Below are 26,858 nucleotides of genomic sequence, written 5' to 3' on the forward strand. Positions count from 1 at the left end.
ACAAATTACGAGAATTCGATTCTCGCGGTCAAGAGAGGGTGAGCGTGTCTGAGCCGGATTCGCTGGCGGCTTCCGCGGCCGACAAGCGTTCTGCGTCAGCGGAGTTCGAAAGCGTCTGGAGCGATCTGCAGGGCGTCTCGTTCGCTCAGGGCTACCTCGACGCCGGCGGGACCCGTACTCGCTATCTGCATGCCGGTGACACCGACAACCCGGTGCTCGTCTTCCTGCACGGCTCCGGTGGGCATGCGGAAGCCTACGTGCGCAACCTGGAGGCGCACGCCGAGCACTTCTCGGTCTGGTCGATCGACATGCTCGGCCACGGCTACACCGACAAACCCGGTCATCCGCTGGAAGTCGGCCACTACGTCGACCATCTGATGGCGTTCCTCGACGCCGCAGGGGCCGACCGCGCCCACATCAGTGGTGAGTCGCTCGGTGGTTGGGTCGCGGCGCGATTCGCGGTCGACCACCCCGACCGATTGGACCGGCTGGTGCTCAACACCGCGGGCGGCTCGCAGGCCGATCCCGAGGTGATGAAGCGGATCATCACGCTGTCCATGGCCGCCGCCGAGAACCCGACGTGGGAGACGGTGCAGGCCCGCATCAAGTGGCTGATGGCCGACAAGACCAAGGATTACGACGACATCGTCGCGAGCAGGCAGCGGGTGTACCGGCAGCCGGGGTTCGTCACGGCGATGCGCGACATCATGGCGCTGCAGGACCCGGAGATCCGCGCACGCAACCTCCTCGGGCCCGACGAGTACGGATCGATCACCGCGCCGACCCTGGTGGTGTGGACCAGTGACGACCCCACGGCCGACGTGACCGAGGGGCGACGCATCGCCTCGATGATCCCGGGCGCCCGCTTCGAGGTGATGCCCGGATGCGGTCACTGGCCCCAGTACGAGGATCCCAAGACGTTCAACCGGCTGCACCTGGACTTCCTGTTGGGGCGGCTATGACGACGACCGACGTCGACGTCGTCATCGTCGGGGCAGGCCCGTCGGGCCTGACGCTGGCCAACATCCTTGGGCTGCACCGGGTCCGGACGCTGGTGGTCGAGGAACGCGACACGCTCATCGACTACCCCCGCGGTGTCGGTCTCGACGACGAGGCGCTGCGGACGTTCCAGTCGATCGGCCTGGTCGACCGGGTGCTGCCGCACACTGTGCCGAACCAGATCCTGCGGTTCTTCGACGCCAACCGACGGCTGCTCGCCGAGATGGCGCCGCCCGACGCCCGGTTCGGCTGGCCCAAACGCAACGGCTTCGTGCAACCGATGGTCGATGCCGAATTGTTCGGCGGGCTGGACCGATTCGACAATGTGGACGTCCGGTTCGGGTGTCGGATGGAGTCCTGCGTCGAGACCGACGACGCGGTGACGGTGCAGTTCGCCGGTGACAAGCCGTCGGTCACGGCTCGTTACGTGGTCGGCTGCGACGGCGGCCGCAGCGCCACTCGCCGGCTGATGGGCGTGTCGTTCGACGGCACCACGTCGTCGACCCGCTGGTTGGTGGTCGACGTCGCCAACGACCCGCTCGGCCATCCCAACAGTGAGGTGGGCGCCGACCCGGCGCGCCCCTATGTGTCGATCTCAATCGCCCACGGCATCCGCCGCTTCGAATTCCTGATCCATCCTCACGAGACCGACGCAGAAGCCGACGATCCGGCGTTCGTCAGAAGAATGCTGGCGCAACGGGTCCCGTATCCCGAGCAGGTCGACATGATCCGGCACCGGGTCTACACGCACCACTCCCGCATCGCCGGTTCATTCCGCAAGGGCCGGATGCTGCTCGCCGGTGATGCCGCGCACCTGATGCCGGTCTGGCAGGGGCAGGGATACAACAGCGGTATCCGCGACGCGGCCAACCTCGGCTGGAAACTCGCCGCGGTGGTGACCGGGCAGGCCGACGACGCCCTGCTGGACACCTACGACGTCGAGCGTCGCAAACACGCCCGCGCGATGATCGACCTGTCCACCATGGTCGGCCGCGTGATATCGCCGACCAACCGCAGGGTAGCCGCGTTGCGGGACCGGGTCATTCACGCCGCTTCCGTGGTTCCCTCGCTGAAGCGCTACATCCTCGAGATGCGTTTCAAGCCGATGCCGCGCTATCAACAGGGCGCCGTGTTCCATTCCGCACCGGGTGCCGGTGCGGCAGGGGCGGTCTCGCCGACGGGCACGTTGTTCATCCAGCCGCGCGTCGACACCCGCACTGAGCAGAACGTGTTGCTTGACGACGTGCTCGGGCCGGGTTTCGCGGTGCTGTGCTGGAGCAACAACCTGCGAGCGATACTGGGCGACAACGCGTTCAACCGATGGAAGGCGTTGGGTGCGGAGTTCATCGAGGCACGTCCGATGACTCAGCTGCGCTGGCCGGGTCACGACGACGACGATGTGGTGGTGATCGGTGACAGGACCGGTGCGCTCAAGGCGTGGTTCGACACCTACACCGACTCGGTGTTGTTCCTGCGGCCCGACCGCTGCATCGCCGGCGCCTGCATCGCTCAGCGCGCCGCCGAACTGAGCGAATCTCTATTCGACGTTCTGCGTCTGACCCAGGGAGGAGGCACCGGTTCTCATGGGCACACTGGCCCTGTGCTGCATGTCGCACAGCCCGCTACTGAACCTTCCGGGACCGTCACGGGATCTCCTTGACGACATCGAGACGGCGATATCGGGTGCACGCCGGTTCGTCGCCGACTACGACCCCGAGCTCGTCGTCATCTTCTCCCCGGACCACTACAACGGGTTCTTCTACCGGACGATGCCGCCGTTCTGCATCGGCACGGCCGCCCAGGGCGTCGGTGACTACGGCTCGCACGCCGGCCCGTTGAACGTGCCCGAAGACGTCGCGACCGACTGTGCCCGAGCGGTTCTGGAGTCGGGAATCGACGTCGCCATCTCGGCGAGCATGGACGTCGATCACGGAACGGTCCAACCGTTGCAGAACCTGTTCGGGGATGCGACGTCGGTGCCGACGATCCCCGTGTTCATCAACTCGGTGGCCACCCCGCTCGGGCCGGTGCGCCGGGTGCGGGCGCTCGGAGCGGCACTCGGCACCTTCCTCGCGACGCTCGACAAACGTGTCCTCGTCGTGGGGTCCGGTGGGCTGTCGCACGATCCGCCGGTGCCCACGTTGGCGACCGCGCCGCCCGCCGCGCTGGAACGGATCGTGCACGGTGCGCCCATGACAGCGGAACAGCGGCAGGCCCGCCAGGTCGCGGTGATGGAGGCCGCGCAGGCGTTCGCGCACGGCGAGAGCCCGTTGCAGCCGCTGAACCCGGAGTGGGACGCGGCTTTCCTCGAGCTGATCGACAACAACCGGCTCGCCGAGGTGGACGGCTGGTCCAACGAGTCGATCGAGCGCGAGGCCGGCCATTCGGCACACGAAGTACGCACGTGGATCGCGGCTTTCGCCGCGCTTGCCGCGCACGGCCCGTACCGCACCGATCAGCGGTTCTACCGGGCGGCACCGGAATTGATCGCAGGGTTCGCGATCAGGACGGCGGTTCTGGATGTCTGACAACAAGTTCGACCACACCGTCGACGTGCTTGTCGTCGGGTCAGGTGGCGGCGGAATGACCGCGGCGCTGGCCGCCGACGCGTTCGGTCTGGACACCCTCATCGTCGAGAAGTCGGCGCACTTCGGCGGGTCCACCGCGTTGTCCGGCGGCGGCATCTGGGTGCCCGGTGCCCCCTCGCAGCGCAAGGCGGGTTACGTGCCGGATCCCGACGGTGTCGTTGAGTACCTACGCCAGATCACCGGAGGCCTGGTCAGCGACGCGCGTCTGCGCCAGTACGTCGATGCCGCTCCGGAGATGATGGAGTTCCTCGAAAAGCGCAGCCCGTGGTTCGAATTCGTGTGGAAACCGGGCTACGCGGACTACTACCCGGAGCTGCCGGGCGGGTCGGCACAGGGCAGCACGATCAACGTGCCCGCCATCGACCTGCGCAAGCTAGGCGACGAGGAGCAGCACCTGCTGCAGCCGCTCGCGCTGGCCCCGAAGGGAATCTGGTTCGCGCCCAAGGACCTTCGGTTGTTCTACCAGGTTCGCCAGAACTGGCGCGGCAAGGCCGTTCTCGTCAAGTTGATCTGGCGGATGTTCCGAGCCCGGGTTCTCGGTGACCGGATGGCGGCCATCGGCCAGTCGCTGGCCGCCCGCATGCGGCTGGCGCTCAAACAACACGACGTCCCGCTGTGGCTCAATGCGCCGATGAGCGAACTGATCACCGACGTCGACGGAGCGGTGATCGGGGCGGTGGTGGAGCGTGACGGTCGTCAGCAGCGCATCGAAGCCCGGCACGGCGTGATCCTGGCCGCGGGTGGATTCGACCACGACATGGAGTGGCGCCGCCAGCACCTGCCGCTACTCGAAAAGGATTGGAGCTTCGGCAATCCGGCGTCCATGGGGGACGCCATCCGGGCGGGGGAGAAGGTGGGCGGCTCGACCGATCTGCTCGACGAGGCCTGGTGGTTTCCCGCGATCTGCTGGCCCGACGGGCGGTTGCAGTTCATGCTCAACGAACGCATGATGCCGTCGCAGTTCGTGGTGAACGGCGAGGGCAAGCGGTTCATCAACGAGGCCGCCCCCTACATGGACTTCGCGCACGCGATGATCGAGGGTCACAACAGCGGGGTCACGCACATTCCGTGCTGGCTGATCACCGACATCCGGTCGTTCCACCGGTACGTGGTCGCCGGGCACCTGCCGATCCCCAAGATTCCGTTCGCGCCGGTGCCGACCGGCTGGAAGGTGCCCAAGGCGTGGCTGGAATCCGGTGTCGTACATGAGGGAAGCAGCTTCGAGGAACTCGCGGGCAAGATAAGCGTTCCGCCGGCACAACTGCGCCAGACCGCCCAGCGGTTCAACGAACTGGCGCGCAACGGTCACGACGACGACTTCAACCGCGGCGACTCGGCCTACGACAACTACTACGGCGACCCCACGCTGCCGAACCCGAACCTGCACCCGCTGGGTAAGCCGCCCTACTACGCGTTCCAGATCATCCTGGGCGACCTGGGCACCTCCGGAGGTCTGCGCACCGACGAGTACGCCCGGGTGCTGCGCGCCGACGACCGCGTCATCGGGGGCCTCTACGCCGTCGGCAACACGTCGGCCGCGGTGATGGGCCGCAGTTACGCGGGCGCCGGCGCCACCATCGGCCCCGCGATGACCTTCGGCTATGTCGCGGCCAAGCACATCGCCGAGCAACTGTCCGGCTCTGGAATTCAGACCGGCTCTAGTACCGATTCGACACTCGATACACATCGGAAGGTAACGAAATGAAGATCTCGCTGTTCTACGAATTCCCACTGCCGCGGCCGTGGAGCGAAGACGACGAGCACAAGCTTTTCCAGGACGGCCTCGACGAGGTGGAGCTTGCCGACAAGGCCGGTTTCTCGACGGTGTGGCTGACCGAGCACCACTTCCTGGAGGAGTACTGCCACTCCACCGCGCCCGAGATCTTCCTGTCCGCCGCGAGCCAGCGGACCCAGAACATCCGCCTGGGCTTCGGCATCATGCATCTGCCGCCGGTCGTCAACCACCCCGCACGTGTCGCCGAACGGGTTGCGACACTGGACCTGATCTCCAACGGGCGCGTGGAGTTCGGCACCGGCGAGTCGTCGTCGGTCGGCGAACTGGGCGGTTTCGGTGTCGATCCCGCCGACAAGCGCGCGATGTGGGAAGAGGCGCTGGAGGTTTCGATCCGCTGTATGACCGAGGAGCCGTTCACCGGTTTCAAGGGAGAGCACATCGAGATGCCCCCGCGCAACGTCGTGCCCAAACCGCTGCAGAAGCCGCATCCGCCCGTCTGGGTGGCGTGCACCAGGCCCGCATCGGTCGCCATGGCAGCCCAGAAGGGCCTGGGCGCACTGAGTTTCGCCTACACGGGCCCGGGGCCGCTGACCGAGCGGGTGAACGGCTACTACAAGGAGTTCGAGGAGAACGGCGCGCCGGTCACTCCGCAGATGAACCCGAACATCCTCGCCATCGGCGGTGACTTGTCGATGATGGTGGCGCCCACCGACGAACAGGCGATCGAACGGCTCGGCAAGGGCGGCGGCTTCTTCGCGTTCGGCATCATGCACTACTACATGACCGGTATGCACACACCGGGCCGGACCGGGGTGTGGAAGCGGCACCTCGAGGAGATCGAGAAGGACCCCAGCATCGTTTATGGCCCCGACCGCGGTCCGATCGGAAGCCCGGACACGGTGCGTAACTTCCTGCGCGGCTACGAGGAAAGCGGTGTCGACGAACTGATCCTGTTGCTGACCCCGCGCAGGCACGAAGAGACGATGGAGTCCATCGAGTTGATGGGCAAGGAGGTGCTGCCCGAGTTCATCGAACGCGACGAGAAGGCGCAGGCGGAGAAGGCCAAACGACTCGAGCCGATCATCGAGAAGGTCGAAGCGCGCCGGCAACCGTCGCAGGCGCCCGTCTTCGACGAGAGCTATGCGTTCGGCGGACTGCCCACGGGCCGCCAGAACTACACGGCCAACGAGGTGTCGCTGGCGATGGACGAGATGAACGCCGGCATCGAGGCGGCGGCCGCCAAACTCAAGTCAGGAGAAGGGTGGGCGAGCCGCAACCCCGAAGCGGACGCCAAGAGCGCGCAGTGACGGGCGCCGGCTGCAGATGAGCCATGGGCCGATTTGAGGAACTGTGGCGCTACGACGGGCGCCATGTGGTCGTCACCGGATGCGCCTCGGGCATCGGTGCCCACGTCGCCCGTCAGGTCGCCGACCTCGGCGCCGAGGTGATCGGACTCGACATCAAACCGCCGACCGAGCGTGTCGGCGAGTTCGTCGAACTCGATCTGTCGGATCAACAGTCGATCGACCGGGCGGCCGACGCCGTCGGCGACTCGGTCGACGCGCTGTTCAACGTCGCCGGGGTGTCGTCGGGGATCAAGGACCCGCTCCGGGTCGTGACGATCAACTTCCTGGGTACCCGGCGGTTCACCGAGGCGCTGGTGCCCCGGATGCGCGCCGGATCGGCGATCGCGAACGTGTCGTCGCTGGCGGCGTCGGCCTACCGGGACAACGCACCGGTCACCGCCGGGCTGGTCGACACGGACACGGTCGAGGCGGGCATCGAGTGGTGTCGACGCAATCCCGAGGCGCTGGCCGACGGCGGCGGTTACCGGTTGTCCAAGGAGGCCATCATCCTCTACGGCATGGCACAGGTGAGCGCGTTGGGCGCCAGGGGGATTCGCATCAACTGCACCGCACCCGGGGTGACCGACACGCCGATCCTCGACCAGTTGCGCAGCGCGTACGGGCAGGAGTTTCTCGATTCCTTCCGGACGCCGCTGGGCCGGGCCGCCGAACCGCAGGAGCAGGCCAGCGTGCTGACCTTCCTCAACAGCAGGGCGGCCAGTTATCTCACCGGTCAGGTGATCTGGGTGGACGGAGGCACCACGGGGGAGACGGACCTCGCGGGAGCGGTACGGCGGCGTTGACGTGAAAGTCAGTACAGTGAAAGGCAATCCATGGCCAGCATGAGCGAGTTCCGCCGCGTCGCCGACGACGTGCGCAATTGGGGCCGCTGGGGCGACGACGACGAGCTGGGCACGCTGAACCTCATCACGCCCGACAAGGTGGCCGAAGCGGCCGCGCTCGTGAAGAAGGGAACGGTGATCCCCCTCGGAGGCGACTTCGGCTCGAACGGCCCGCAGGGGGCGTTCCAGTTCCGCCCGAACCCCACCCACGTGATGACGGTGGACGGCGGCGACGCGAACACGCTGGCGCAGTACGGGCCCCAGTGGCTGCGGAACTCGGTGGCTCACCAGGTCAGCGAGTTCTTCGTGGACAACCCGTTTCGCTTCAACGACGACATGATCGTGATGCCGCTGCAGGCGGCCACGCAGTGGGACGCCATCTCCCACGTCTACTACGAGGACAAGCTCTACAACGGCTTTCCCGCGGACTCGGTGACCAGCTTCGGGGCCATCCATCTGGGAATCGAGAAGGTCGACGTCAAGGGCATCACCTCCCGAGGAGTGCTGCTCGACGCGGTCCGGCACCGCGGCGCCGACGTCTTCCTCGAACCCGGGAACCCGGTCACACCAGCAGAACTCGACGATATCGCCAAGGCCCAGGGTGTGAGGATCACGCAGGGGGACATCGTGGTCGTACACACCGGGTGGTGGACGAGGTTCCTGTCGACCGGTGACGGCTCCGAACCAGGATCCGGACTGGACTGGACCTGCGCATCGTGGCTGCACGACCATGACGTCGCCGCGGTCGCTGCGGACAACCTCATGGTCGAGGACCCCGACCCGGCCAACGGAGTCGAGGGCACGTTTCTGCCCATGCACATGGTCTGCCTGCGCGACATGGGCCTCATGTTCGGCGAATACTGGGACCTCACCGGCCTGGCGGCCGATTGCGCCGCCGACGGTGTCTACGAGTTCCAGTTGATCGCACCGCCTTTGAAGGTCGTTGGCGCGGTGGGCGCGCCCGTCAGCCCGATCGCAATCAAGTAGTGGGTGAGGATATGACTGCAAGCACCAGAACCGGCGGTGCACCGTTCGTCGTGGGACTCGGCGGCACCCTTCGGGCGAATTCGTCGACCGAACGCGCCCTGCGTTATTGCCTGGCGGCGGTCGAGCAGCAGGGCGGGCGGACGCGGCTGTTCGCGGGACCCGACCTGGATTTGCCGATGTATGCGCCGCACTCGCTGGAACGCACACCCCAGGCTCTCGAACTGGTCAGCGCGCTGCGCGATGCGGACGCCGTGGTCGTCGGCTCACCCGGTTACCACGGAGCGATCTCGGGATTGGTCAAGAACGCGCTCGACTACATCGAGGATCTGCGGGAGGACCCGCGCGTCTATCTGGACAACACGCCGTGGGGTTGCATCAGTTGCGCCTACGGCTGGCAGGCGGCGGTCAACACGCTCGGACAGTTGCGCTCCATCGGGCACGCGCTGCGCGCGTGGCCGACTCCGCTGGGCGTGGCGATAAACTCCGCCGACCAGATCTGGGACGAGACAGGGGAATTGATCCACGACGCTACCCAGAATCAGCTGGACATGCTCGCCACCCAAGTGCTGTTCTTCGCCAAGGCCGCCCGGGAGACCGCGTGACCGAGCTCCAACGCAAGTCGGTGCTGGTCGACGGGATGGTGACCGGTTACCTCGAAGCCGGACAAGGCGATCCGGATCCGGTCGTCCTGCTGCACGGTGGGGAGTTCGGCGCCGGCGCCGAGATCGGCTGGGAGCACAACATCGCCGCGCTCGCCACGCGTTACCGCGTGCTCGCGCTCGACATGCTCGGGTTCGGCGAATCGGCGAAGGTCATCGACTTCAACGACGGCCGCGGTATGCGGATCCGGCACATCGCGCGGTTCTGCGAAGTCGTCGGGGTGGAATCCGCGCATTTCGTGGGCAACTCGATGGGGGCCGTGAACCTTTTCGTCGACGCCACCTCCGAAGCGCCGGTGCTGCCCGCCCGCAGCCTGGTGACCATCTGCGGAGGCGGCGAGATCCAGCGCAACGAGCATTCGGCCGCGCTGTACGACTATGACGCCACGTTCGCGGGGATGCGCCGGATCGTCACGGCGCTCTTCTACGACGCCTCCTACCCCGCCGACGAGGAATACGTCCAGCGCCGCTACGAAGCCAGCATCGCCCCGGGTGCGTGGGAAGCGCTGGCGGCGGCGCGGTTTCGACGCCCCGGCCTGGAGGCCCCACCGCTGCCGTCGAGTGCCCGCGCCTACGAGCGCATCACCGTGCCGACACTGGTGGTCGAGGGCGGCGGTGACAAACTGTTACCCCGCGGGTGGGCGGGCGAGATCGCGGGCCAGATCCGCGGCGGCCGGTCCGCGGTGATCGACGCGGCCGGGCACTGCCCGCAGATCGAACAACCGGACGCGGTCAATGAACTACTGCTCGGCTTCCTGGCCGACTCACACGAAGGGGCGGCATGACCGGCGAACTCGAGGGCAAGGTCGCGGTCGTCACGGGAGGCTCTTCCGGTCTCGGTGAAGGGTTGGTGCGGCGATTCTGCGCCGAGGGCGCCAAGGTGGTCGTCGGTGACGTCGACCGCGAGGGCGGCGCCCAACTCGTCGCCGACCTCGGTGACTCCGTCCGCTTCATCGAGACCGATGTGGCCGAGGTCGAGCAGGTCACCCGACTGGTTTCCACGGCGGTCGAGGAGTTCGGCGGCCTGCACGTGATGGTCAACAACGCGGGCGTGTCGGGCAAGATGTTCCCGAAGTTCCTCGACGACGACCTCGCCGACTTCCACCAGGTGATGGCCATCAACGTCCTTGCGGTCATGGCCGGTACGCGCGACGCGGCTCGGCACATGTCGAAACACGGCGGCGGATCGATCATCAACTTGACCTCGATCGGCGGCATCCAGGCCGGCGGTGGCGTGATGACGTACCGGGCGTCGAAAGCCGCCGTCATCCAGTTCACCAAGTCTGCGGCCATCGATCTGGCCCACTACGAGGTTCGCGTCAACGCGCTCGCCCCAGGCAACATCCGGACCGCGATCGTGCGCAAGTCGGCGACGGGAGAGGACCTCGAGCGCCTCGAGGCGTTCGAGGCCAAGATCCGCGAACAGATGCGCAACGACCGCCCGTTGAAGCGGGAGGGCACCGTCGAGGACGTCGCCGAGGCTGCGCTGTACCTCGCCGGCGACCGTTCCCGGTATGTCACCGGAACCATCCTTCCCATCGACGGCGGCACCAGTGCGGGGAAGGTGATTGTCCGCAAATCGAAGCCATGAGAACTTTAAATCAGTCGCTTGACTTAAGCGCTCGGGAGCGGTTGACTGTGACGGTGACCACTGCCAGAAGCGTGCGCACCGAACGGGCCAGCACCACGCGCGAAGCGATCCTGGCCGCCGCCGAGCGGCTGTTCGCCGAGCACGGTGTCTACGCGGTATCGAATCGTCAGGTCAGTGAGGCCGCGGGTCAGGGCAACAACGCCGCGGTCGGCTACCACTTCGGCACGAAGGCCGACCTGGTGCGGGCCATCGAGCAGAAGCACCGCGTCTCCACCGAGCGTCTGCTGTCGCGGATGGTCGCCGAGATCGGCGATTCGACCGATCTTCGCGACTGGGTCGCCTGCCTGGTTCGCTCACTCACCGAACACCTGGCCCAGATCGGGACCCCGACGTGGTACGCGCGCTTCGCCGCGCAGGCGCTGGCCGACCCCGAGTACCACAAGATCGTGGTCAAGGGTGCTCTCGAGTCGCCGTCGGTGCAACGCGTCGTCGACGGGATCACCCGCTGCCTGCCGGACCTGCCGCCTGCGGTGGTCACCGAGCGAAACATCATGGCTCGCAACCTGATGATGCACACCTGCGCCGATTTCGAACGTGCCTTCGCCGAGGGGGCCGACATGCCGCGGACGACCTGGAGTTCCGCGGCGTCCGGGCTCATCGACGCGATCGTCGGGCTGTGGCAGGCCCCGATCACGGAGCGCCCGGCATCATGAAACTGACTGTCGACCAAGACAAGTGTGTGTCATCGGGTCAGTGCGTGCTCAACGCGAGCGACATCTTCGACCAGCGCGACGACGACGGTGTCGTGGTCCTGCTGAACGACAGCCCGGCGGGTGACCAGGCCGACGACGCCCGCAAGGCGGCGGCGGCCTGCCCCGCACTCGCCATCCACATCGAGGAATGAGAACGACCGTATGTCTGAAACCTTGACCGGAACCCCCGACGTGTCCGCGGATATCCCCGAATACCCGATGGAACGCGACCCGCGCTGCCCGTTCGCCCCGCCGCCGCAGATGCTCGACCATCCCAAAGGTCTGTTCCGCGTGAAGATCTGGAATGGCAGCACACCGTGGCTGATCACCGGCTACGAGGAGGCCCGCGCGCTGTTCACCGACTCCCGAATCAGCGTCGACGATCGGATCGACGGCTTCCCGCATTGGAACGAGCACATGCTCGCCACCGTCCACAAGCGGCCACGCTCGGTGTTCACCTCCGACGCCGAGGAACACACCCGCTTCCGCCGGATGCTGTCCAAGCCGTTCACGTTCCGCCGCGTCGAGGGCCTGCGCCCTGCGATCCAGAAGATCACCGATGAGTGCATCGAAGCGATCCTTGCCGGTCCCCAGCCCGCCGAACTGGTCTCGAAGCTGGCGTTACCCGTTCCCACCGTGGTGATCAGCGAAATGCTCGGCGTCCCTTATGAAGACCATGAGTTCTTCCAGGAGCATGCGAACGCCGGGCTGGCTCGCTACGCCGCCGCGGACGCCATGCAGAAGGGCGCGATGAGCCTGCACCAGTATCTGGTGAATCTCGTCGAGCAGAAGCAGGCCAACCCGTCCGAGGACGCCGTGTCCGACCTCGCTGAGCGGGTGAACGCCGGCGAGATCAGCGTCAAGGAGGCCGCGCAGCTCGGCACCGGCCTGCTGATCGCAGGACATGAGACCACGGCCAACATGATCGGCATCGGGATCCTGGCGCTCCTCGAGAACCCGGAACAGGCCGACTTCCTGCGCAATGCCGAGGATCCGAAGGCGATCGCCAACGCGGTCGAGGAGCTGATGCGTTACCTGTCGATCATCCAGACTGGCCAGCGCCGGGTGGCGCTAGAGGACATCGAGATCGGTGGCGAGACCATCAAGGCCGGCGACGGCGTCATTTTGGACCTGGCACCGGCGAACTGGGACGCGCGCGCCTATCCCGACCCCGACAGGCTCGACCTCAGCCGCGACGCGGGCCAGCAGCTCGGATTCGGATACGGCAGGCATCAGTGCGTCGGCCAGCAGCTCGCCCGTGCCGAACTGCAGATCGTGTTCCACACCTTGTTGCGGCGCATACCGACGCTGAAGCTGGCCGTGCCGATCGAGGAGGTGCCGTTCAAACACGACCGCCTCGCCTACGGCGTCTACGAACTTCCGGTGACCTGGTAGTCAGGTCCATCCCTCAGCCCGATTGGAGTGTCAACGATGTCAGCACCAACAACTCCCGCCCACCCCCCGGCCACCCTCTATCCACCCGAGGGCTTCGGCGCCCCCAAGCACCGCAAGGGCCACGCTACAGGCGATTTCGGGCTGCCCGCCGGCACCGAGATCTTCTCCGCGGACAACCACATCTCGGTGGCCGACGACATCTTCTACGACCGTTTCCCCGAGGAGCTCAAGGGCGCCGCGCCGCGCATCTGGTACGAGGACGGCGCCTACATGGTCGGCATGAAGGGCAAGGCCTGGACCGGCGGCGACTTCGGCCGGGTGCTGATGCAGTACGACGACCTCGCCGGAGCGGCGTCGAACAACATCGAGGCCCGCGTCCGTGAGCTCAAAGAGGACGGCATCGACAAGGAACTGGCCTTCCCCAACGCGGTGCTGGCGTTGTTCCACTATCCGGACAAGGCCCTGCGCGAGCGGGTCTTCCGGATCTACAACGAGCACATCGCCGATCTGCAGGAGCGCAGCAACGGCCACTTCTATGGTGTCGGCCTGATCAACTGGTGGGACCCCAAGGGCACCAGGAGCACGCTGGAGGAGCTGAAGTCGCTGGGGCTCAAAACGTTCCTGCTGCCGCTCAACCCCGGGAAAGATGACGACGGCAACATCTACGACTACGGCAGCACCGACATGGACGCGGTGTGGGACGAGATCGAGGCCGCAGGCGTGCCGGTCAGTCACCACATCGGCGAGACGCCACCCAAGACGCCGTGCCAGCACAACAGCGTCGTGGTGGGCATGATGGTCAATGTCGACTCGTTCCGCGAGCAGTTCGCCAAGTATGTGTTCTCCGGCATCCTCGACCGCCACCCGACGCTGAAGATCGGGTGGTTCGAGGGCGGTATCGCCTGGGTGCCAACGGCTCTGCAGGACGCCGAGCACATGCTCGCGTCGTACCGACACATGTTCAACCACCAGCTCGAGCATCCCGTGCGGCACTACTGGGACAACCACATGTGCGCGTCGTTCATGGTCGACCCGCTCGGCCTGGAGCTCATCGACAAGATCGGCGTCGACAACGTGATGTGGTCGTCGGACTACCCGCACAACGAATCCACGTTCGGATACTCGGAGAAGTCGCTGAAGACGGTCGTCGACGCGGTCGGACCCGAGAACGCCGTGAAGATCGTCAGCACCAACATCAAGAACTTCCTGGGGATCTCGTGACCACATTCGCACCACAGTCGGCGTCGATCGACATTCCGGACCTTCCCGACCTCGCGCGGATGTACCGGGAATGCGGTGCCCGGCTGCGTGATTCGATGAAGGACAAGGGTGTCGACGCACTGGTGCTGATCGGCAACGGCAACGTCGTGTATGCGACCGGAATCAGCTGGCCGCTGCTCGACGCCGGGCTCTCACACGTGGAACGCCCGGTGGCGATCGTGCTCGCCGACGACCCGCATCCGCACTTGTTCATGCCGCTGCGCGAGGGGTCGTCATCGCAGTGCGAGGTTCCCGACGATCATGTGCACGGCCCGCTCTACCTCGAATTCGACGAGGGTGTCGAACAATTCGCGAAGGTGCTGGCCGACCTGGTTCCCGCGGGCGGCAAGATCGCGGTCGACGAGCTGACCGGCGCCATGCGCCGCGCATCCGCAGCTCTGTTCCCTTCGGGTCCGCCGTCGGACGCCGCGCAGGTCGTCGGGCCGGCCAAGCTGGTCAAGACGCCCGACCAGATCTCGTGCGTCCGCCATGCCTGCCGTATCACCGAAGAGGCGATGGTCGACGTGCAGAAGGCGCTCGCCCCCGGTGTGCGGCAGGTCGACCTCTCGGCGGCGTTCGTCCGGCGCGCCTTCGAACTCGGCGCGACCGCCAACATGCTCGAGGCCATCTGGCAGGTGATGCCCACGACGAAGACCAGCGGTTCGGTCTGGACCACCACTGGAGATCTGGCGCTGCCCCTGCTGACCACCGAACGTGAACTCGAACGCGGCGACGTGCTGTGGACCGACATGAGCATCACCTACAAGGGCTACTGCTCCGACTTCGGGCGCACGTGGCTGGTCGGCGACGAGCCGAACGACCGCCAACACGCGCAGTTCGAGAAGTGGCGCGAGATCCTGTCTGCCGTGCTGTCGGTCACCAAAGCCGGTGCCACGAGCGGTGATCTGGCCCGCGCGGCGATCGCCGCCAACGGTGGAACCAAACCGTGGCTGCCGCACTTCTACCTCGGCCACGGCATCGGCACCAACGCCGCCGAAATGCCGATGATCGGAACCGATCTGGGCCAGGAGTTCGACGACAACTTCGTGTTCCCCGCCGGCATGCTGCTGGTGCTCGAACCCGTGGTGTGGGAGGACGGCACCGGTGGCTACCGAAGCGAGGAGATCGTCGTCATCACCGACGACGGTTACCAGTCCATCACCGATTACTCCTACGCCCCTTACGGACGGAACTGAATGGCACTCCAGATTCTCCCTGACGCAGCCGATCTGCGGCGGGGCCGCCGCGAGCGCGCGCTGGCCCAGATGGAGGAACGCGACATCGACATCCTGGTGCTGGGCCGGCAGGCCAACGTGCGCTACGTGACCGGCGCCCCGCAGCTGTGGGTGGCGGGCACCCGCCCGTTCGGACCGATTTGCGAGGTGATCCGCTCGACCGGAGAGATCCACCTCAACAGCACCTGGGACGAGGGCATCCCCGACGAGATCCCCCACGACCACCTGTACGGGCTGGCGTGGAATCCGATGACGCTGGTCGAGGTGCTCAAGGCGCTGCCCGGGGCCGCCACCGCCAAACGGGTCGGAACCGATTCGCTGACACCGACGTTCGCGCAACTACTGCCGATGGCGTTTCCCGCCGCAGAGATCGTCGACGCCGAACCGGCGCTGAGGGCCGCTCGCCGCATCAAGACACCGGATGAGATCGCCGTGTTGCGCGGTGCGCTGGGCGTGGCCGAAGCGGCGCTCAACGCGGCCCGCGCCGAGTTGGCGGCCGGAGCCACCGAGAAGTCGTTGACGGGCGCGCTGATGGAGGCGATGGCGGCTGGCGGTGTCTGCACACCCGCCACCCAGGACGGCGCATGGGTGACGAGCAAGGAACATCCGTGGCGACGCGCCCGCAGCAACGGCCACATCAAGGACGGTGACCTGGTGGCGTTCTCGGCCGGTGCGCTGGCCGACGGCTACGTCGGCGAGGTCGGCCGCACATGGCCGGTCGGTGAAGTCGATGGGTCTGCAGTCCCACAGCTCTATGATCGCTGGAACCGTCTGTGGGACAAGCTTTTAGACGCTTGTCAGCCGGGTCATCCCGCAAGTGGCCTGCTCGCCGCCTACGAGGCGGCCGGTGAGCCGCTGCCCGTGATGCCCGTCGCTCACGGCCTCGGGCTGGGCTACGACTCGCCCGTCGTCACCCCGGCCCTGGGAGCTACCATCGCCGACGAAGTGCTCGAACCCGGCATGGTGCTCGCGGTCAGCGGCTATGTCTGGCAGCAGGGCGTGGGCGCGATCTTCAGCCGCGACGCTGTGCACGTCACCGCCGACGGGGCCGAGGTGCTGACCTCCAGTCCACTCTGGAGTGGTGCGGGCGTCGGAATCGGTTGACGGACCATGTCGGACCCCGGGAGTCGGCCCACCCCTGAGGAGATCGTGCTCTACGAGAAGGACCCGGCGACCAAGATCGCGACCATCACGTTCAACCGGCCGGAGTACCTGAACGCGCCCACGTCGGCTGCGCGGTTGCGGTACGCCGACCTTCTGCGTGGCGCCACCGTCGACGACGAGGTGAAGGTCGTCGTGATCCGCGGTGTCGGCGAGAACCTCGGCAGTGGCGCGGACCTGCCGGAGTTCATGGCCGGCGACGACGACGCGCGGCTGGCCGAGCTGCGGGTGGACGATCCGAACGTCATCTATCCGCCGAAGGGATCGTTCCGGCACGGCGCGACGATGGGGCAGTGGTACGCCAACGTCGCGGCGGGCAACCGGGCGTTGCAAGAACTCAAGAAGATCAGCATCGTTGAGGCCAAGGGGTACTGCTACGGCTGGCACTTCTACCAGTGCGCCGACGCGGACCTGGTGATCTCCAGCGACGACGCGCTGTTCGGCCATCCGTCATTCCGGTACTTCGGCTGGGGCCCGCGGATGTGGACCTGGGTGATGACCATGGGGCTTCGGCCGTTCCAGGAGATGGTGTACACCGGTCGCCCGTTCACCGCCGATGAGATGAAGGAGTGCAACTTCCTCAACAAGGTGGTGCCGCGCGACCAGCTCGAGGCCGAGGTCGCCAAGTACGCCCACGCGTGTGCGCGGAACCGACCGGTGGACAGCGTCTTTCAGCAGAAGATGTTCTTCGAGGTGGTCAAGCAGTTCCAGGGCGAATACCTCGGGAGCCTGCTGTCGGCGATGTTCGAGTCGATGGGCGGCGCGGCGCGGCCCGACGGCGACGACTTCATGCTCGCCGATGCGATCGATGTGGGCCTCGCGGACGCCGTCAACGACAACGACGACAAGTACCCGCCCGAGTTCCGGTTGAGCAAGGCCAACCGCAGAAAGAAGGATTAGTGCCGGCGCTGGACGAGTACACCATCGTTGACCTGTCGAGCGGCATCGCGGGAGGCTACGCCACCAAACTGCTCGCCGACGGTGGCGCCACCGTGATCAAAGTCGAGTCGCCGCAGGGTGACCCGCTGCGAAGCTGGTCCGCGTCGGGTGCCCGTATCGAGCCGGGAAGCGACGGGGCGCTGTTCGGCTTCCTGGCCTGCTCGAAGCACAGCGTCGTCGTCGACCCGGCCGTCACCGCCGACCTGGACATGCTGCGCGGGTTGCTGACAGCCGCCGATGCGGTGGTGTGGTCACGCGGTTCGGCGGTCGCCGAACTCGACGAGTTCACCCCCGCCGCACTCGCCGATGCGTACGGTCATCTGACCGTCACCGCGATCACCCCGTTCGGACTCGAGGGACCGTGGGCGGACAAGCCCGCCACCGAGTTCACCCTGCAGGCGTGGTCGGGTGGCGTGATCGGGCTGGGCCGGGGCGCACAGGATCGCGCGCCGCTGTTCGTCGCGGGCCAGATCGGGGAGTGGCTGGCGGGCGCGTACGCGGCAGCGGGCACGACGGCGGCGGCGGGTCTGGTCGACGTCTCGATCCTCGAGGCCCAGATTCTGTGCCTGACTTACTATTCGGTGTCGTTTAACGATGCGCTCGGACGCCCGTTCCGGGACCGCCGCCGGTTGACCGTGCCAGGTGTCGCGTCCGCGGCCGACGGGCTGGTGGCGTTGGGGTGCGGCACCGCGCAACAGTGGTTCGACCTGTGCGCGATGGTCGGCCACGACGAGTGGATCGACGAGGGCGGCGACCTGTCGATCACCGAACAGGCCAATATCCACGCCGAGCAGATCTACGCGTGGGTGAAAGAAAACCGCGTCGAGGACATCCTCGAGCTGTCCAGCGCCTTTCGTATTCCGAACGCACCGGTCGGAAACGGCGCCACTGTCACGGATTTCGACCAGTTCGTGGAACGCGGCACGTTCGTGACCAATCCGCGCGACGGCTTCACCCAGCCCGGGCCGCCGTACCGCACCACGCCGTCGCTGCTGCGCGCGCCGCTGCCCGCGCCCCGGCTCGGCGAGCACACCGCCCTGTATCGTTCGCGAACGGTACAACAGGGTCGCGATTCTGCCGGGATCACGACCCTGGGTGGGGTTTCGCGAACATCGTTCGAGGGGCTACGGGTGCTCGACATGACGAGCTTCTGGGCCGGCCCGTCGTGCACCCACATGCTGGCGTTGCTGGGCGCCGAGGTGATCCACATCGAGTCCACCGCGCGACCCGACGGCACGCGGCTCATCGCCGGGGTGCCGATCACCGAGGAGCAGTGGTGGGAGCGCTCGCCGATCTTCTCCGGCTTGAACATCAACAAGAAGAGCGTCACGCTCGACATCCGTTCCGAGCGCGGCGTGGAGCTGCTGCGCCGGCTCATCACGACCTGCGACGTCATTGTCGAGAACTACACCCCGCGGGTGCTCGACCAGATCGGTCTGGACTTCGATGCCGTACACCGGCTGCGCCCCGACGCGATCATGATGCGCATGCCGGGATTCGGGCTCGACGGGCCGTGGCGCGACAAGCCCGCGTTCGCTTACGTGATCGAGGACTGCTCCGGAATCACCTGGCTGACGGGGCATCCGGATCAGAACCCGGTCGAGCCGTATTCGGTCGGCGATCCCAACGCCGGGGTGCACGGTCTCAACGCGCTGTTGCTCGCGCTGGCGCACCGGCGACGGACGGGACAGGGGGTGCGGATCGAGGCCGCGATGGTCGACGCCGCGCTCAATGTCGCCGCCGAGCAGGTCATCGAATACTCGGCCTACGGAAATCTCCTGCAGCGGCAGGGCAACCGCGGGCCGACCGCCGCGCCGCAGAACCTGTATCGCACCAGCGAGCTCGACGAGTTCGGCCGCCCCGACGACTGGGTCGCGATCGCGGTGGCCACCGACGAGCAGTGGGCGGGCTTGGTCGATGCCCTCGGGCGACCGGCGTGGGTGACCGACGAGCTCGCCACGGCCGACGGCCGTCGGCGCAACCAGGACACCATCGATGAGCATCTGGGCGCATGGTGCGCCGACCGCATCGGTGACGATATCGTCGAAACGCTCTGGGCGGCCGGGGTTCCGGTGGCCAAGGTGATGCAACCGCACCGCGTCGGCGACCTCGAGCAGCTGGTGCACCGCGACTTCTACGAGAAGGTCGACCATCCCGTCAACCCTCCGGCCCGACACAGCACGCTGCCCATGCGTATCGCGTCCGTCCGGAGCTTTCATCGCAGCCCCGCACCGCTGCTGGGACAGCACAACCGCGAGGTACTGGCCGCGCTCGGGCTCAGCGATGACGAGATCACGGCGCTCGAGGAGGAAGGGGTCATCGGAAACGCGCCTGCGGGTCTCACCATTCGCACAACGAAGACCGGTTGACGGGCGCAGGAATGACCGCAACGGGCGCCTAAGATTGCAGCCAGGGCTGTGGGCCTGTGAACGACCCTCACCGCAATGTCGGTGCTAGGCGCGTAGCGAGTCGCTAGCCTCGACCGATGGCCATCGATCCGTCGAACATCCTGCTCACCGGCCGCGTGGCGGTCGTCACCGGCGGTGGCGCGGGCATCGGCAAGGGAATCGCCGAAGGGCTCACCGCCTTCGGGGCGTCCGTCGCGATCTGGGAGCGCGACCCGGAAACCTGTGCGGGGACGGCCTCGACGATCGGCGCGCTGGGCATCGTCACCGACGTGCGTGACGGTACTCAGGTCGACGCGGCGCTGCAGCAGACCGCCGATGCGCTCGGCGAGGTGTCGATTCTGGTCAACAACGCCGGTGGCACCTTCTTCTCGCCGATGCTCGAGACCACAGAGAACGGCTGGGATGCGCTGCACAAGGCGAACCTTCGTCACGTGCTGCTGTGCACCCAGCGGGTGGCGCGCCGTCTGGTGGAGGCCGACAGGCCCGGCAGCGTCATCAACGTGACGTCGATCGAGGGTGTGCGCGCCGCACCGGGATACGCCGCATACGCCGCCGCCAAGGCCGGGGTCATCAACTACACCCAGACCGCGGCGTTCGAGTTGTCGCCACACGCCATCCGCGTCAACGCCCTCGCACCGGACCTCACCATGACCGAGGGGCTGATGCAGATCTCCAGCGGCACGTTGAACCCCGACGTCGCCCACGGCATACCGATGGGCAGACCGGGGCACGTCGACGAAATCGCTTCGGCGGCAGTGTTTCTGGCCTCCGACATGTCGAGCTACATCACCGGTCAGACGATCCACGTCGACGGCGGGACCCACGCGGCGGGCGGCTGGTATCACCACCCGGACACGGGCCGCCCGACACTGGGGCCGGTCTAGCCCGGTCGCGTCGCGAGACTACGGTTTCTGACGAAATTCGCACGCTTTTCGTCAGAAACCGCCGTCTCGGCGGAGTTCCCGTCAGTGGGTCCAGCCGGCGGCGGACTGGTCGTCGAAGGTGCGGTCGATGCGCTCGAAGCGGCGTCGAATCGAGCCGCGGGCCGCGCTGTGCGGTAGCACGTAGAGCCGGTTGGCTTCGATCGCGTCGGCGGTCAGGCGGGCCACCTCGTCGACGTTGAGGACGGAGTCGTCCGTCGGGTCGGACGCCAATTGCTGCACCGAGTCCGCACCGGACGCGGTGGCCGGGCCGTAGTCCTCGCTGCGCACGCGTTCGGTGTTGGCCAGCAGGTTGGTGTCGACGATCATCGGGCACAACACCGTCACACCGATGCCGTTGGCGCGCACCTCGCGCGACAACGTCTCCGCGAGCGCGACGACGCCGTATTTGGCGACGCAGTAGGGGCCCAGGCCGACGTTGGGAATCAGCCCGGCGAACGACGACGTGAACGCGATGTGGCTGTCAGCTTCCTGGGCGATCAGCCGGGGCAGGAACGCCTCGACGCCGTGGATCGGTCCCCACAGGTCGACGTCGATGACGAATCGCCAGTCGTCGTGGCTGGTCTGCGCGATCGGGCCGGCGTAGGCGATCCCGGCGTTGTTGAACACCAGGTGCACGTCACCGAACACGCCGAACGCCTCGTCGGCCAACCGGTTGACGTCGTCGAACTTCCGCACGTCGCACACCACGCCGTGCGCGTCGACGCCATCGCCGCGCAGATCGGCTACCGCGCGGTCGAGCGCCGTCGAATCGATGTCGCTGAGCATGATGCGCGCCCCGCGTCGGGCGAACTCCTGAGCGGCGGCGAACCCGATACCGCTCGCGCCGCCGGTGATGACCGCTGCGCGTCCGTTGAACGTCTCCACCCGCCGAAGACTAGGCCGTCAGGACAGATCGCGGGGTCGATCCCACGCCGGCTCGCCCAGCCGGGCGCGGATCGCGCCCCACGGATCGGCGTAGGTTCCGGGGGTGTTCCGGTAAGCGCCGCGGCGTTCGAGGAGCGCGCGCAGTAGCGGCGCGAGCGGGGTCAGCAGACGCATCACATAACGCGTCCAACCGGCATTGGCGGCGGCCTCGGCTTGCATGTCGGGCCACGAATAGTGCTGGAACTGAAGCGCTTCCTGCGCGCGGGTGGTGTCCATCCAATCGGTGACGAACCAGGTGTCGTCGCGGTCGGGGTCACCGGGCCTGCCGGGGGGTAGCACCCCGGGCAGGCCGCGGGCCGCCGCCAGCGCCGCGCCCACGTCGCCCTGGCGGATGCGGTGCGAGTCGTCGCCGGCGATCAGCAGGATCTCCCCGACGACGTCGGCGGTGGTCGCCGCGGCGAAGGCCCACGCGACATCGCGGACGTCGACGGTGTGCAGCCGGCCGTCGGTCGGTAGCAGGCTCTCGAAGTACAAGGCGTCGGCGCTCATCGGCATCGCGTTGGGATCGGTGCTCAGCACACCACCCAGGCGCAGCACCACCCACGGCAGTTTCGAGGCCCGCACGATCGCCTCGGCCTCCGCCTTGGTGCCGCTGTAGAGGTCGCAGGGCCGCATCGGGTCGTCTGCGCGCACGGGCGCCGCGGCCGTGTGCGGGTTGCGGGCACCGTAGACCGCGTTGCTCGATGCCTGGACGAAGCGCGGCGGCGCCGACTGCTGTTCGGCGATGCGCACCAGCGTCGCAGTGGCCTCGACGTTGACGCGCCGCGCCAGGCCCGGGTTCTTGTAGATCGGTGGCGGGATCACGGCGGCCAGATGAATGATCGCCTCGGGTGCGACGTCGCTGACCAACCGCTGCACCGCAGCCTCATCGGTCAGGTCGGTCCATCGCACGGTGACGCCCCGCGGCAGCTTCGCCTGTGCTTTCCTGTTCGCCGGCGTGTCCAGGTCGGCCACCACCACGGAGCGTCCGAGTTCGGCCAGCCTGCGTGCGGTCGCCGAACCGACCAGGCCGAAGCCGCCGGTCACCAATATCACCCCCGCCATTACGCCTCCCACCTGCGAATATGACATTCTCTTTTTGCGAAAGTAGCATATTCACGTGGCGGGGAGGGCGGGCGCGGGTATGACAGGTGCGACATGAGTAGCAATGGGGCGCAAAAGCCGGAAGTCGCGAAGTGGGACCCCACGTTCACCCGGGGCATCATCAACACGGTCGGCCCGCTCATCAAGCGATACTTCCGCGCCGAGGTGCGCGACCTGGACGCCATGCCCGCGGCCGGGGGAGCGTTACTGGTGTCCAACCACTCGGGCGGCATGCTCACCCCCGATGTGCTCGTCTTCGCCCCGGCCTTCTACACAAAGTTCGGCTTCGACCGTCCCGTGTACACGCTCGGGCACGACGCCATCTTCGTCGGGCCCGTCGGCACCCTGCTGCGTCGCGCCGGCGTCATCGGTGCCAACCGGGAGAACGCGGCGAAGGCGTTGCGCGAGGGCGCGGTGGTGCTGGTCTTCCCCGGAGGCGACTACGACTCCTACCGGCCGACGTTCAGCGAGAACGTCATCGACTTCGCCGGCCGCACGGGATACGTCCGGACCGCTGTCGAGTCCGGCGTACCGATCGTGCCCATGGTGTCGATCGGCGCCCAGGAGACACAACTGTTCCTCGCACGTGGCGACTCGATCGCCCGGCGCATCGGGCTCAAGCGTTTACGCGCCGAGATCCTGCCCATCAGTGTCGGATTCCCGTTCGGGGTGTCGGTGTTCTTCCCGCCGAACCTCCCACTGCCCGCCAAGATCACCACGCGGGTGTTGCCGCCGATTAATGTGGTCGAGCAGTTCGGAGAGGACCCCGACGTGAAGGAGGTCGATGCGCACGTGCGCTCCGTGATGCAGACCGCGCTCGACGAACTGGCCGCCGAACGCCGTTTCCCGGTACTGGGCTGACCGATGGCTGACGTTCTCGGACTCGTGCAGACGCTGTGGCGGGCCGGCTTGATCGCGCCGCTGCGGCCCGATAAGTACCTGCGGATGGGCGCGGCGATGCGGCGCGTGGGCATGACCGCGACGGTCGGCTTCGCCGCGGCCGCGCAGCGCTGCCCGGACCGCCCAGGACTCGTCGACGAGCGCGGCACCCTGACCTGGAAGCAGATCGACGACCGCTGCGACGCGGTGGCCACCGGGCTGCAAGCGCTACCCGGCGGCACGCCGAAAACCGTTGCCGTGATGTGCCGCAACCATCGCGGCTTCATCGAGTCCCTGGTGGCCTCGAACCGAATCGGCGCCGACGTGCTGCTGCTCAACACCTCGTTCGCGGGTCCGGCCATGGCCGAGGTGGTCGATCGGGAAGGCGCCGACGTCGTCATCTTCGACGAGGAGTTCGCCGAGATCGTCGACCGGGCCATGGCCGACAAACCCGACGCGACGCGGATCCTCGCCTGGACCGACGAAGCTACCGACGGGCTGACCCTCGATCAGCTCATCGAGTCCAATCTCGGCAAGCGGCCCGCCGCCACCGAACGCAACAGCGACATCATCCTGCTGACGTCGGGCACCACGGGAACCCCGAAAGGCGCCAAACGCGGTCAAGGCAGTGGCGGCGCAGGCGATCTCAAGGCGGTGCTGGACCGGACGCCGTGGCGCGCCGAGGAGGCCACCGTCATCGTCGCGCCGATGTTCCACGCGTGGGGCTTCTCGCAGCTGCTGTTCGCCGCGCTGCTCGCCTGCACCATCGTCACCCGCCGCAAGTTCGACCCCGAGGCCACGCTGGAACTGGTCGACCGGTACAAGGCGACCGGTCTGGCGGTGGTGCCGGTGATGTTCGACCGGATCATGGACCTCCCCGACGAGGTGTTGAACCGCTACAGCGGCAAGTCACTTCGCTTCGCGACGGCGTCAGGTTCGCGGATGCGGCCCGATGTCGTGATCAAGTTCATGGACCGGTTCGGCGACGTGATCTACAACAACTACAACGCCACCGAAGCGGGCATGATCGCCACCGCGACGCCGTCCGACCTGCGAGCGGCTCCCGACACGGCCGGGACCCCCGCCGACGGCACCGAGATCCGCATCTACGACGCTGAATTCAACGAACTTCCCGCCGGGGAGACGGGTCAGATCTTCGTCCGCAGCGGCACGTTGTTCGACGGGTACACCTCCGGCCAGACCAAGGACTTCCGCGACGGTTTCATGGCGTCGGGAGACGTCGGTTACCTCGACGAGGCCGGGCGGTTGTTCGTGGTCGGCCGTGACGACGAGATGATCGTCTCCGGGGGAGAGAACGTGTACCCGATCGAGGTCGAGAAAACGCTGGCCCAGCACTCCGATGTCAAGGAGGCGGTGGTGCTGGGCGTCGACGACGAGCAGTACGGTCAGCGCCTCGTGGCCTTCGTCGTGCTCAACGAGGGCAAAAGCGCAGGCCCCGACGACCTCAAACAGCACGTCCGTGACAACCTCGCCAACTACAAGGTGCCGCGGCAGATCACCGTCCTCGACGAACTCCCACGCGGCAACACCGGCAAGGTGGCTCGGAAGGACCTGCTCGACCTGGTCGACTAACGGGCCGCGGGGGCCGGTGCCATCGCCGTGCCCACCAAGGACAACGCGGGAAGCCCTGCCGCGGAGCGAATCTCGTCGAGGCCGTGCACCATGGCGTCGGTGGCTTCGTGGATGTCGTCGAAGGTCACGTCGTCGGACAGGATCGAGATGTCCACCTGGTCGACGTAACTCCACACCGTCATGTTGAACGCGCTGCCGGCCGACAGCACGCCGATCGAGTAGATCTCGCTCACGGGGGCGCCGCCGATGTGACCGCGGCGGCGTGGTCCGGGCACGCTCGACACCGCGACATTCATCAGGGGGTTGTGCTTGGCTCGTTGGCTCTGCCAGCGGAGGAGCGTCGGTGTCAGCGGGGGAGGGAGGTACTCCATCAACTGTCCCTGCAACTTGGGGCCGAGCAGTTCGTAGTTCTCCTTGGCTCGCGCCGTCGCCACGGACGTCAGCCGGACTCGTTCGTGCGGATCGTCGATATGAACGGGCAGCGATACCGACAGGCCACCGATCTCGTTGCCGGTGACCCGGTCCGGGGACAGATCGGTGCTCACCGGGACCGACGCCATCAGGGGCCGGTCAGCGCGCCCGTCGTATCGCAACAGCAGTTCGCGCAGCCCACCTGCAGCGGTGGCCAGCACGATGTCGTTGAACGTCACCTTCAGTTGTTTGGCCGTCTCCTTGACCTCGGCCAGCGACAGCGACGCCGTGGCGAACGTGCGCCCCGGCGAGACCACGTGGTTGAGGAACGTCGGCGGTGTGCGGAACATTTTCGCCAGGTCCGGTTGATCGGTGCGCTCCTTGGCACGGCGCCGCAACTTGGTGAACCCGCGCACCGCGTCGCGAGCGAGCGTGGGCAGCGCGGCGACGTTCGTGGCGTGGTCCCGCACCGCGACCTTCACCAGATCGGATCGACCCGGGGCGTCGCACACGGCGTACTCCTCGCGCTCGTTCTGCGTGCCGTCCGCGAGATCCATCAGCCGCGCAAGCAGATTCGCCGACGCGATACCGTCGGCCAGGGTGTGGTGCACCTTCCCGATGAGCGCGAAGCGATTGTCGGCCATCCCCTCTGCGAAGTGGAACTCCCACAGCGGGCGGCTGCGGTCGAGCGGCGTGCTGGCGATCCGGCCGATGACCTCGTCGAGCTCGCGGCGACCACCCGGGCTCGGCACGTGGACGCGGCGCAGGTGGTAGTCGAGGTCCACCGGGCAGTCCTCCAGCCACATCGGGTGATGCAGCTTCCACGGGATGTCGACGAGCCGGTAGCGCAGCGGGTCGAGCAGGTGCAGCCGCCGGGCGATGGTCCGACGGAACAGGTCGAAGGTGAATTCACCGTCGAAATCGGCGGCGTTGATGATGGCGACCTTCAACGTGTGCGTGTGGAGGTTGGGCGTCTCGCTGTAGAGCAGCATGGCGTCCATGCCGTTGAGTCGCTTCACATCCCCACCCCCTGCGGACCGTCGGAGCCCAAGGGTCCATCGAACCACTCCGACGGCCATGATCGGGGGGTTTCGGTCGGCGGGAGCCAAGCGCGTGTCCCTGGCTAT

24 protein-coding genes are annotated in these 26,858 nt (G+C 67.0%); 21 read left to right on the forward strand and 3 right to left on the reverse strand.

From position 1 onward, the window contains the following. Positions 1–44 precede the first annotated feature (44 nt). The 19 genes from CEX88_RS03050 to CEX88_RS03140 all read left to right on the forward strand — a co-directional run bounded on the left by CEX88_RS03050 (position 45) and on the right by CEX88_RS03140 (position 20,781). Entirely contained in the window at positions 45–962 is a 918-nt protein-coding gene (locus CEX88_RS03050; protein ID WP_238381932.1) for an alpha/beta fold hydrolase, read from the forward strand. Next, positions 959–2,659, forward strand: coding sequence for a bifunctional 3-(3-hydroxy-phenyl)propionate/3-hydroxycinnamic acid hydroxylase (locus CEX88_RS03055; RefSeq protein ID WP_094292369.1), 1,701 nt, complete (start codon positions 959–961; stop codon positions 2,657–2,659). The genes CEX88_RS03050 and CEX88_RS03055 overlap by 4 nt, the downstream gene beginning before the upstream one ends. Continuing rightward, positions 2,607–3,527 (forward strand): 3-carboxyethylcatechol 2,3-dioxygenase, encoded by a 921-nt coding sequence (locus tag CEX88_RS03060; protein ID WP_238381933.1) that lies wholly within the window; start codon positions 2,607–2,609, stop codon positions 3,525–3,527. Before CEX88_RS03055 ends, CEX88_RS03060 begins: the two co-directional genes overlap by 53 nt. Then, on the forward strand, positions 3,520–5,292 hold the full coding sequence (locus CEX88_RS03065) for an FAD-binding protein (protein ID WP_094292370.1): 1,773 nt from the start codon (positions 3,520–3,522) through the stop codon (positions 5,290–5,292). The genes CEX88_RS03060 and CEX88_RS03065 overlap by 8 nt, the downstream gene beginning before the upstream one ends. Further along, positions 5,289–6,629, forward strand: coding sequence for an LLM class flavin-dependent oxidoreductase (locus tag CEX88_RS03070; protein WP_066808152.1), 1,341 nt, complete (start codon positions 5,289–5,291; stop codon positions 6,627–6,629). The genes CEX88_RS03065 and CEX88_RS03070 overlap by 4 nt, the downstream gene beginning before the upstream one ends. Positions 6,630–6,652: 23 nt before the next feature. Beyond that, positions 6,653–7,471 carry a coniferyl-alcohol dehydrogenase gene (locus CEX88_RS03075; RefSeq protein WP_094292371.1) on the forward strand — a complete coding sequence of 273 codons (819 nt, stop codon included), beginning with the start codon at positions 6,653–6,655 and terminating at the stop codon, positions 7,469–7,471. Between the two features lie 30 nt (positions 7,472–7,501). Next, entirely contained in the window at positions 7,502–8,497 is a 996-nt protein-coding gene (locus CEX88_RS03080; protein ID WP_202931357.1) for a cyclase family protein, read from the forward strand. An 11-nt stretch (positions 8,498–8,508) separates the two neighbouring features. After that, on the forward strand, positions 8,509–9,099 hold the full coding sequence (locus CEX88_RS03085; protein WP_068201070.1) for an NADPH-dependent FMN reductase: 591 nt from the start codon (positions 8,509–8,511) through the stop codon (positions 9,097–9,099). A gap of 35 nt (positions 9,100–9,134) precedes the next feature. Further along, entirely contained in the window at positions 9,135–9,941 is an 807-nt protein-coding gene (locus CEX88_RS03090; protein WP_094292546.1) for an alpha/beta fold hydrolase, read from the forward strand. Continuing rightward, the gene (locus CEX88_RS03095; RefSeq protein ID WP_094292372.1) at positions 9,938–10,747 is read left to right on the forward strand and encodes an SDR family NAD(P)-dependent oxidoreductase; all 810 of its coding nucleotides are present in this window, start codon (positions 9,938–9,940) and stop codon (positions 10,745–10,747) included. Before CEX88_RS03090 ends, CEX88_RS03095 begins: the two co-directional genes overlap by 4 nt. After that, on the forward strand, positions 10,744–11,460 hold the full coding sequence (locus tag CEX88_RS03100; protein WP_094292373.1) for a TetR/AcrR family transcriptional regulator: 717 nt from the start codon (positions 10,744–10,746) through the stop codon (positions 11,458–11,460). Before CEX88_RS03095 ends, CEX88_RS03100 begins: the two co-directional genes overlap by 4 nt. Further along, complete coding sequence (locus CEX88_RS03105) at positions 11,457–11,651, forward strand: ferredoxin (protein ID WP_068201262.1); 195 nt, start codon at positions 11,457–11,459, stop codon at positions 11,649–11,651. Before CEX88_RS03100 ends, CEX88_RS03105 begins: the two co-directional genes overlap by 4 nt. Positions 11,652–11,661: 10 nt before the next feature. Then, positions 11,662–12,894, forward strand: coding sequence for a cytochrome P450 (locus CEX88_RS03110; RefSeq protein ID WP_094292374.1), 1,233 nt, complete (start codon positions 11,662–11,664; stop codon positions 12,892–12,894). 36 nt (positions 12,895–12,930) lie between these two features. Next, the gene (locus tag CEX88_RS03115) at positions 12,931–14,115 is read left to right on the forward strand and encodes an amidohydrolase family protein (protein ID WP_094292375.1); all 1,185 of its coding nucleotides are present in this window, start codon (positions 12,931–12,933) and stop codon (positions 14,113–14,115) included. Between the two features lie 59 nt (positions 14,116–14,174). Continuing rightward, entirely contained in the window at positions 14,175–15,350 is a 1,176-nt protein-coding gene (locus tag CEX88_RS03120) for a M24 family metallopeptidase (protein WP_202931367.1), read from the forward strand. Next, positions 15,351–16,493, forward strand: coding sequence for a M24 family metallopeptidase (locus CEX88_RS03125; RefSeq protein ID WP_094292377.1), 1,143 nt, complete (start codon positions 15,351–15,353; stop codon positions 16,491–16,493). Between the two features lie 6 nt (positions 16,494–16,499). Then, positions 16,500–17,450, forward strand: coding sequence for an enoyl-CoA hydratase/isomerase family protein (locus tag CEX88_RS03130; RefSeq protein WP_094292378.1), 951 nt, complete (start codon positions 16,500–16,502; stop codon positions 17,448–17,450). Further along, positions 17,450–19,858 carry a CaiB/BaiF CoA-transferase family protein gene (locus tag CEX88_RS03135; RefSeq protein ID WP_094292379.1) on the forward strand — a complete coding sequence of 803 codons (2,409 nt, stop codon included), beginning with the start codon at positions 17,450–17,452 and terminating at the stop codon, positions 19,856–19,858. Before CEX88_RS03130 ends, CEX88_RS03135 begins: the two co-directional genes overlap by 1 nt. 116 nt (positions 19,859–19,974) lie before the next feature. Continuing rightward, positions 19,975–20,781 carry an SDR family NAD(P)-dependent oxidoreductase gene (locus tag CEX88_RS03140; RefSeq protein ID WP_094292380.1) on the forward strand — a complete coding sequence of 269 codons (807 nt, stop codon included), beginning with the start codon at positions 19,975–19,977 and terminating at the stop codon, positions 20,779–20,781. An 81-nt stretch (positions 20,782–20,862) separates the two neighbouring features. Here CEX88_RS03140 and CEX88_RS03145 read toward each other — a convergent pair whose 3' ends face one another. Both CEX88_RS03145 and CEX88_RS03150 read right to left on the reverse strand, forming a co-directional pair. Further along, positions 20,863–21,705 (reverse strand): SDR family NAD(P)-dependent oxidoreductase, encoded by an 843-nt coding sequence (locus CEX88_RS03145; RefSeq protein ID WP_094292381.1) that lies wholly within the window; start codon positions 21,703–21,705, stop codon positions 20,863–20,865. Positions 21,706–21,723: 18 nt separating this feature from the next. Continuing rightward, positions 21,724–22,809 carry an NAD-dependent epimerase/dehydratase family protein gene (locus tag CEX88_RS03150; protein ID WP_094292382.1) on the reverse strand — a complete coding sequence of 362 codons (1,086 nt, stop codon included), beginning with the start codon at positions 22,807–22,809 and terminating at the stop codon, positions 21,724–21,726. A 93-nt stretch (positions 22,810–22,902) separates the two neighbouring features. Here CEX88_RS03150 and CEX88_RS03155 point away from each other — a divergent pair, with 93 nt between their 5' ends. Both CEX88_RS03155 and fadD12 read left to right on the forward strand, forming a co-directional pair. Then, positions 22,903–23,709: a lysophospholipid acyltransferase family protein gene (locus CEX88_RS03155; RefSeq protein WP_094292383.1), complete on the forward strand. Its 807-nt coding sequence runs from the start codon at positions 22,903–22,905 to the stop codon at positions 23,707–23,709. A gap of 3 nt (positions 23,710–23,712) precedes the next feature. Further along, positions 23,713–25,320 carry an acyl-CoA ligase FadD12 gene (fadD12, locus tag CEX88_RS03160; RefSeq protein ID WP_068201047.1) on the forward strand — a complete coding sequence of 536 codons (1,608 nt, stop codon included), beginning with the start codon at positions 23,713–23,715 and terminating at the stop codon, positions 25,318–25,320. On the opposite strand, the gene CEX88_RS03165 is transcribed toward fadD12, so the two are convergent. Then, the gene (locus CEX88_RS03165; protein WP_094292384.1) at positions 25,317–26,750 is read right to left on the reverse strand and encodes a WS/DGAT/MGAT family O-acyltransferase; all 1,434 of its coding nucleotides are present in this window, start codon (positions 26,748–26,750) and stop codon (positions 25,317–25,319) included. The genes fadD12 and CEX88_RS03165 overlap by 4 nt on opposite strands. Positions 26,751–26,858 lie beyond the last annotated feature (108 nt).

Source organism: Mycobacterium neumannii (assembly GCF_002245615.1).
Classification (GTDB): domain Bacteria; phylum Actinomycetota; class Actinomycetes; order Mycobacteriales; family Mycobacteriaceae; genus Mycobacterium; species Mycobacterium neumannii_A.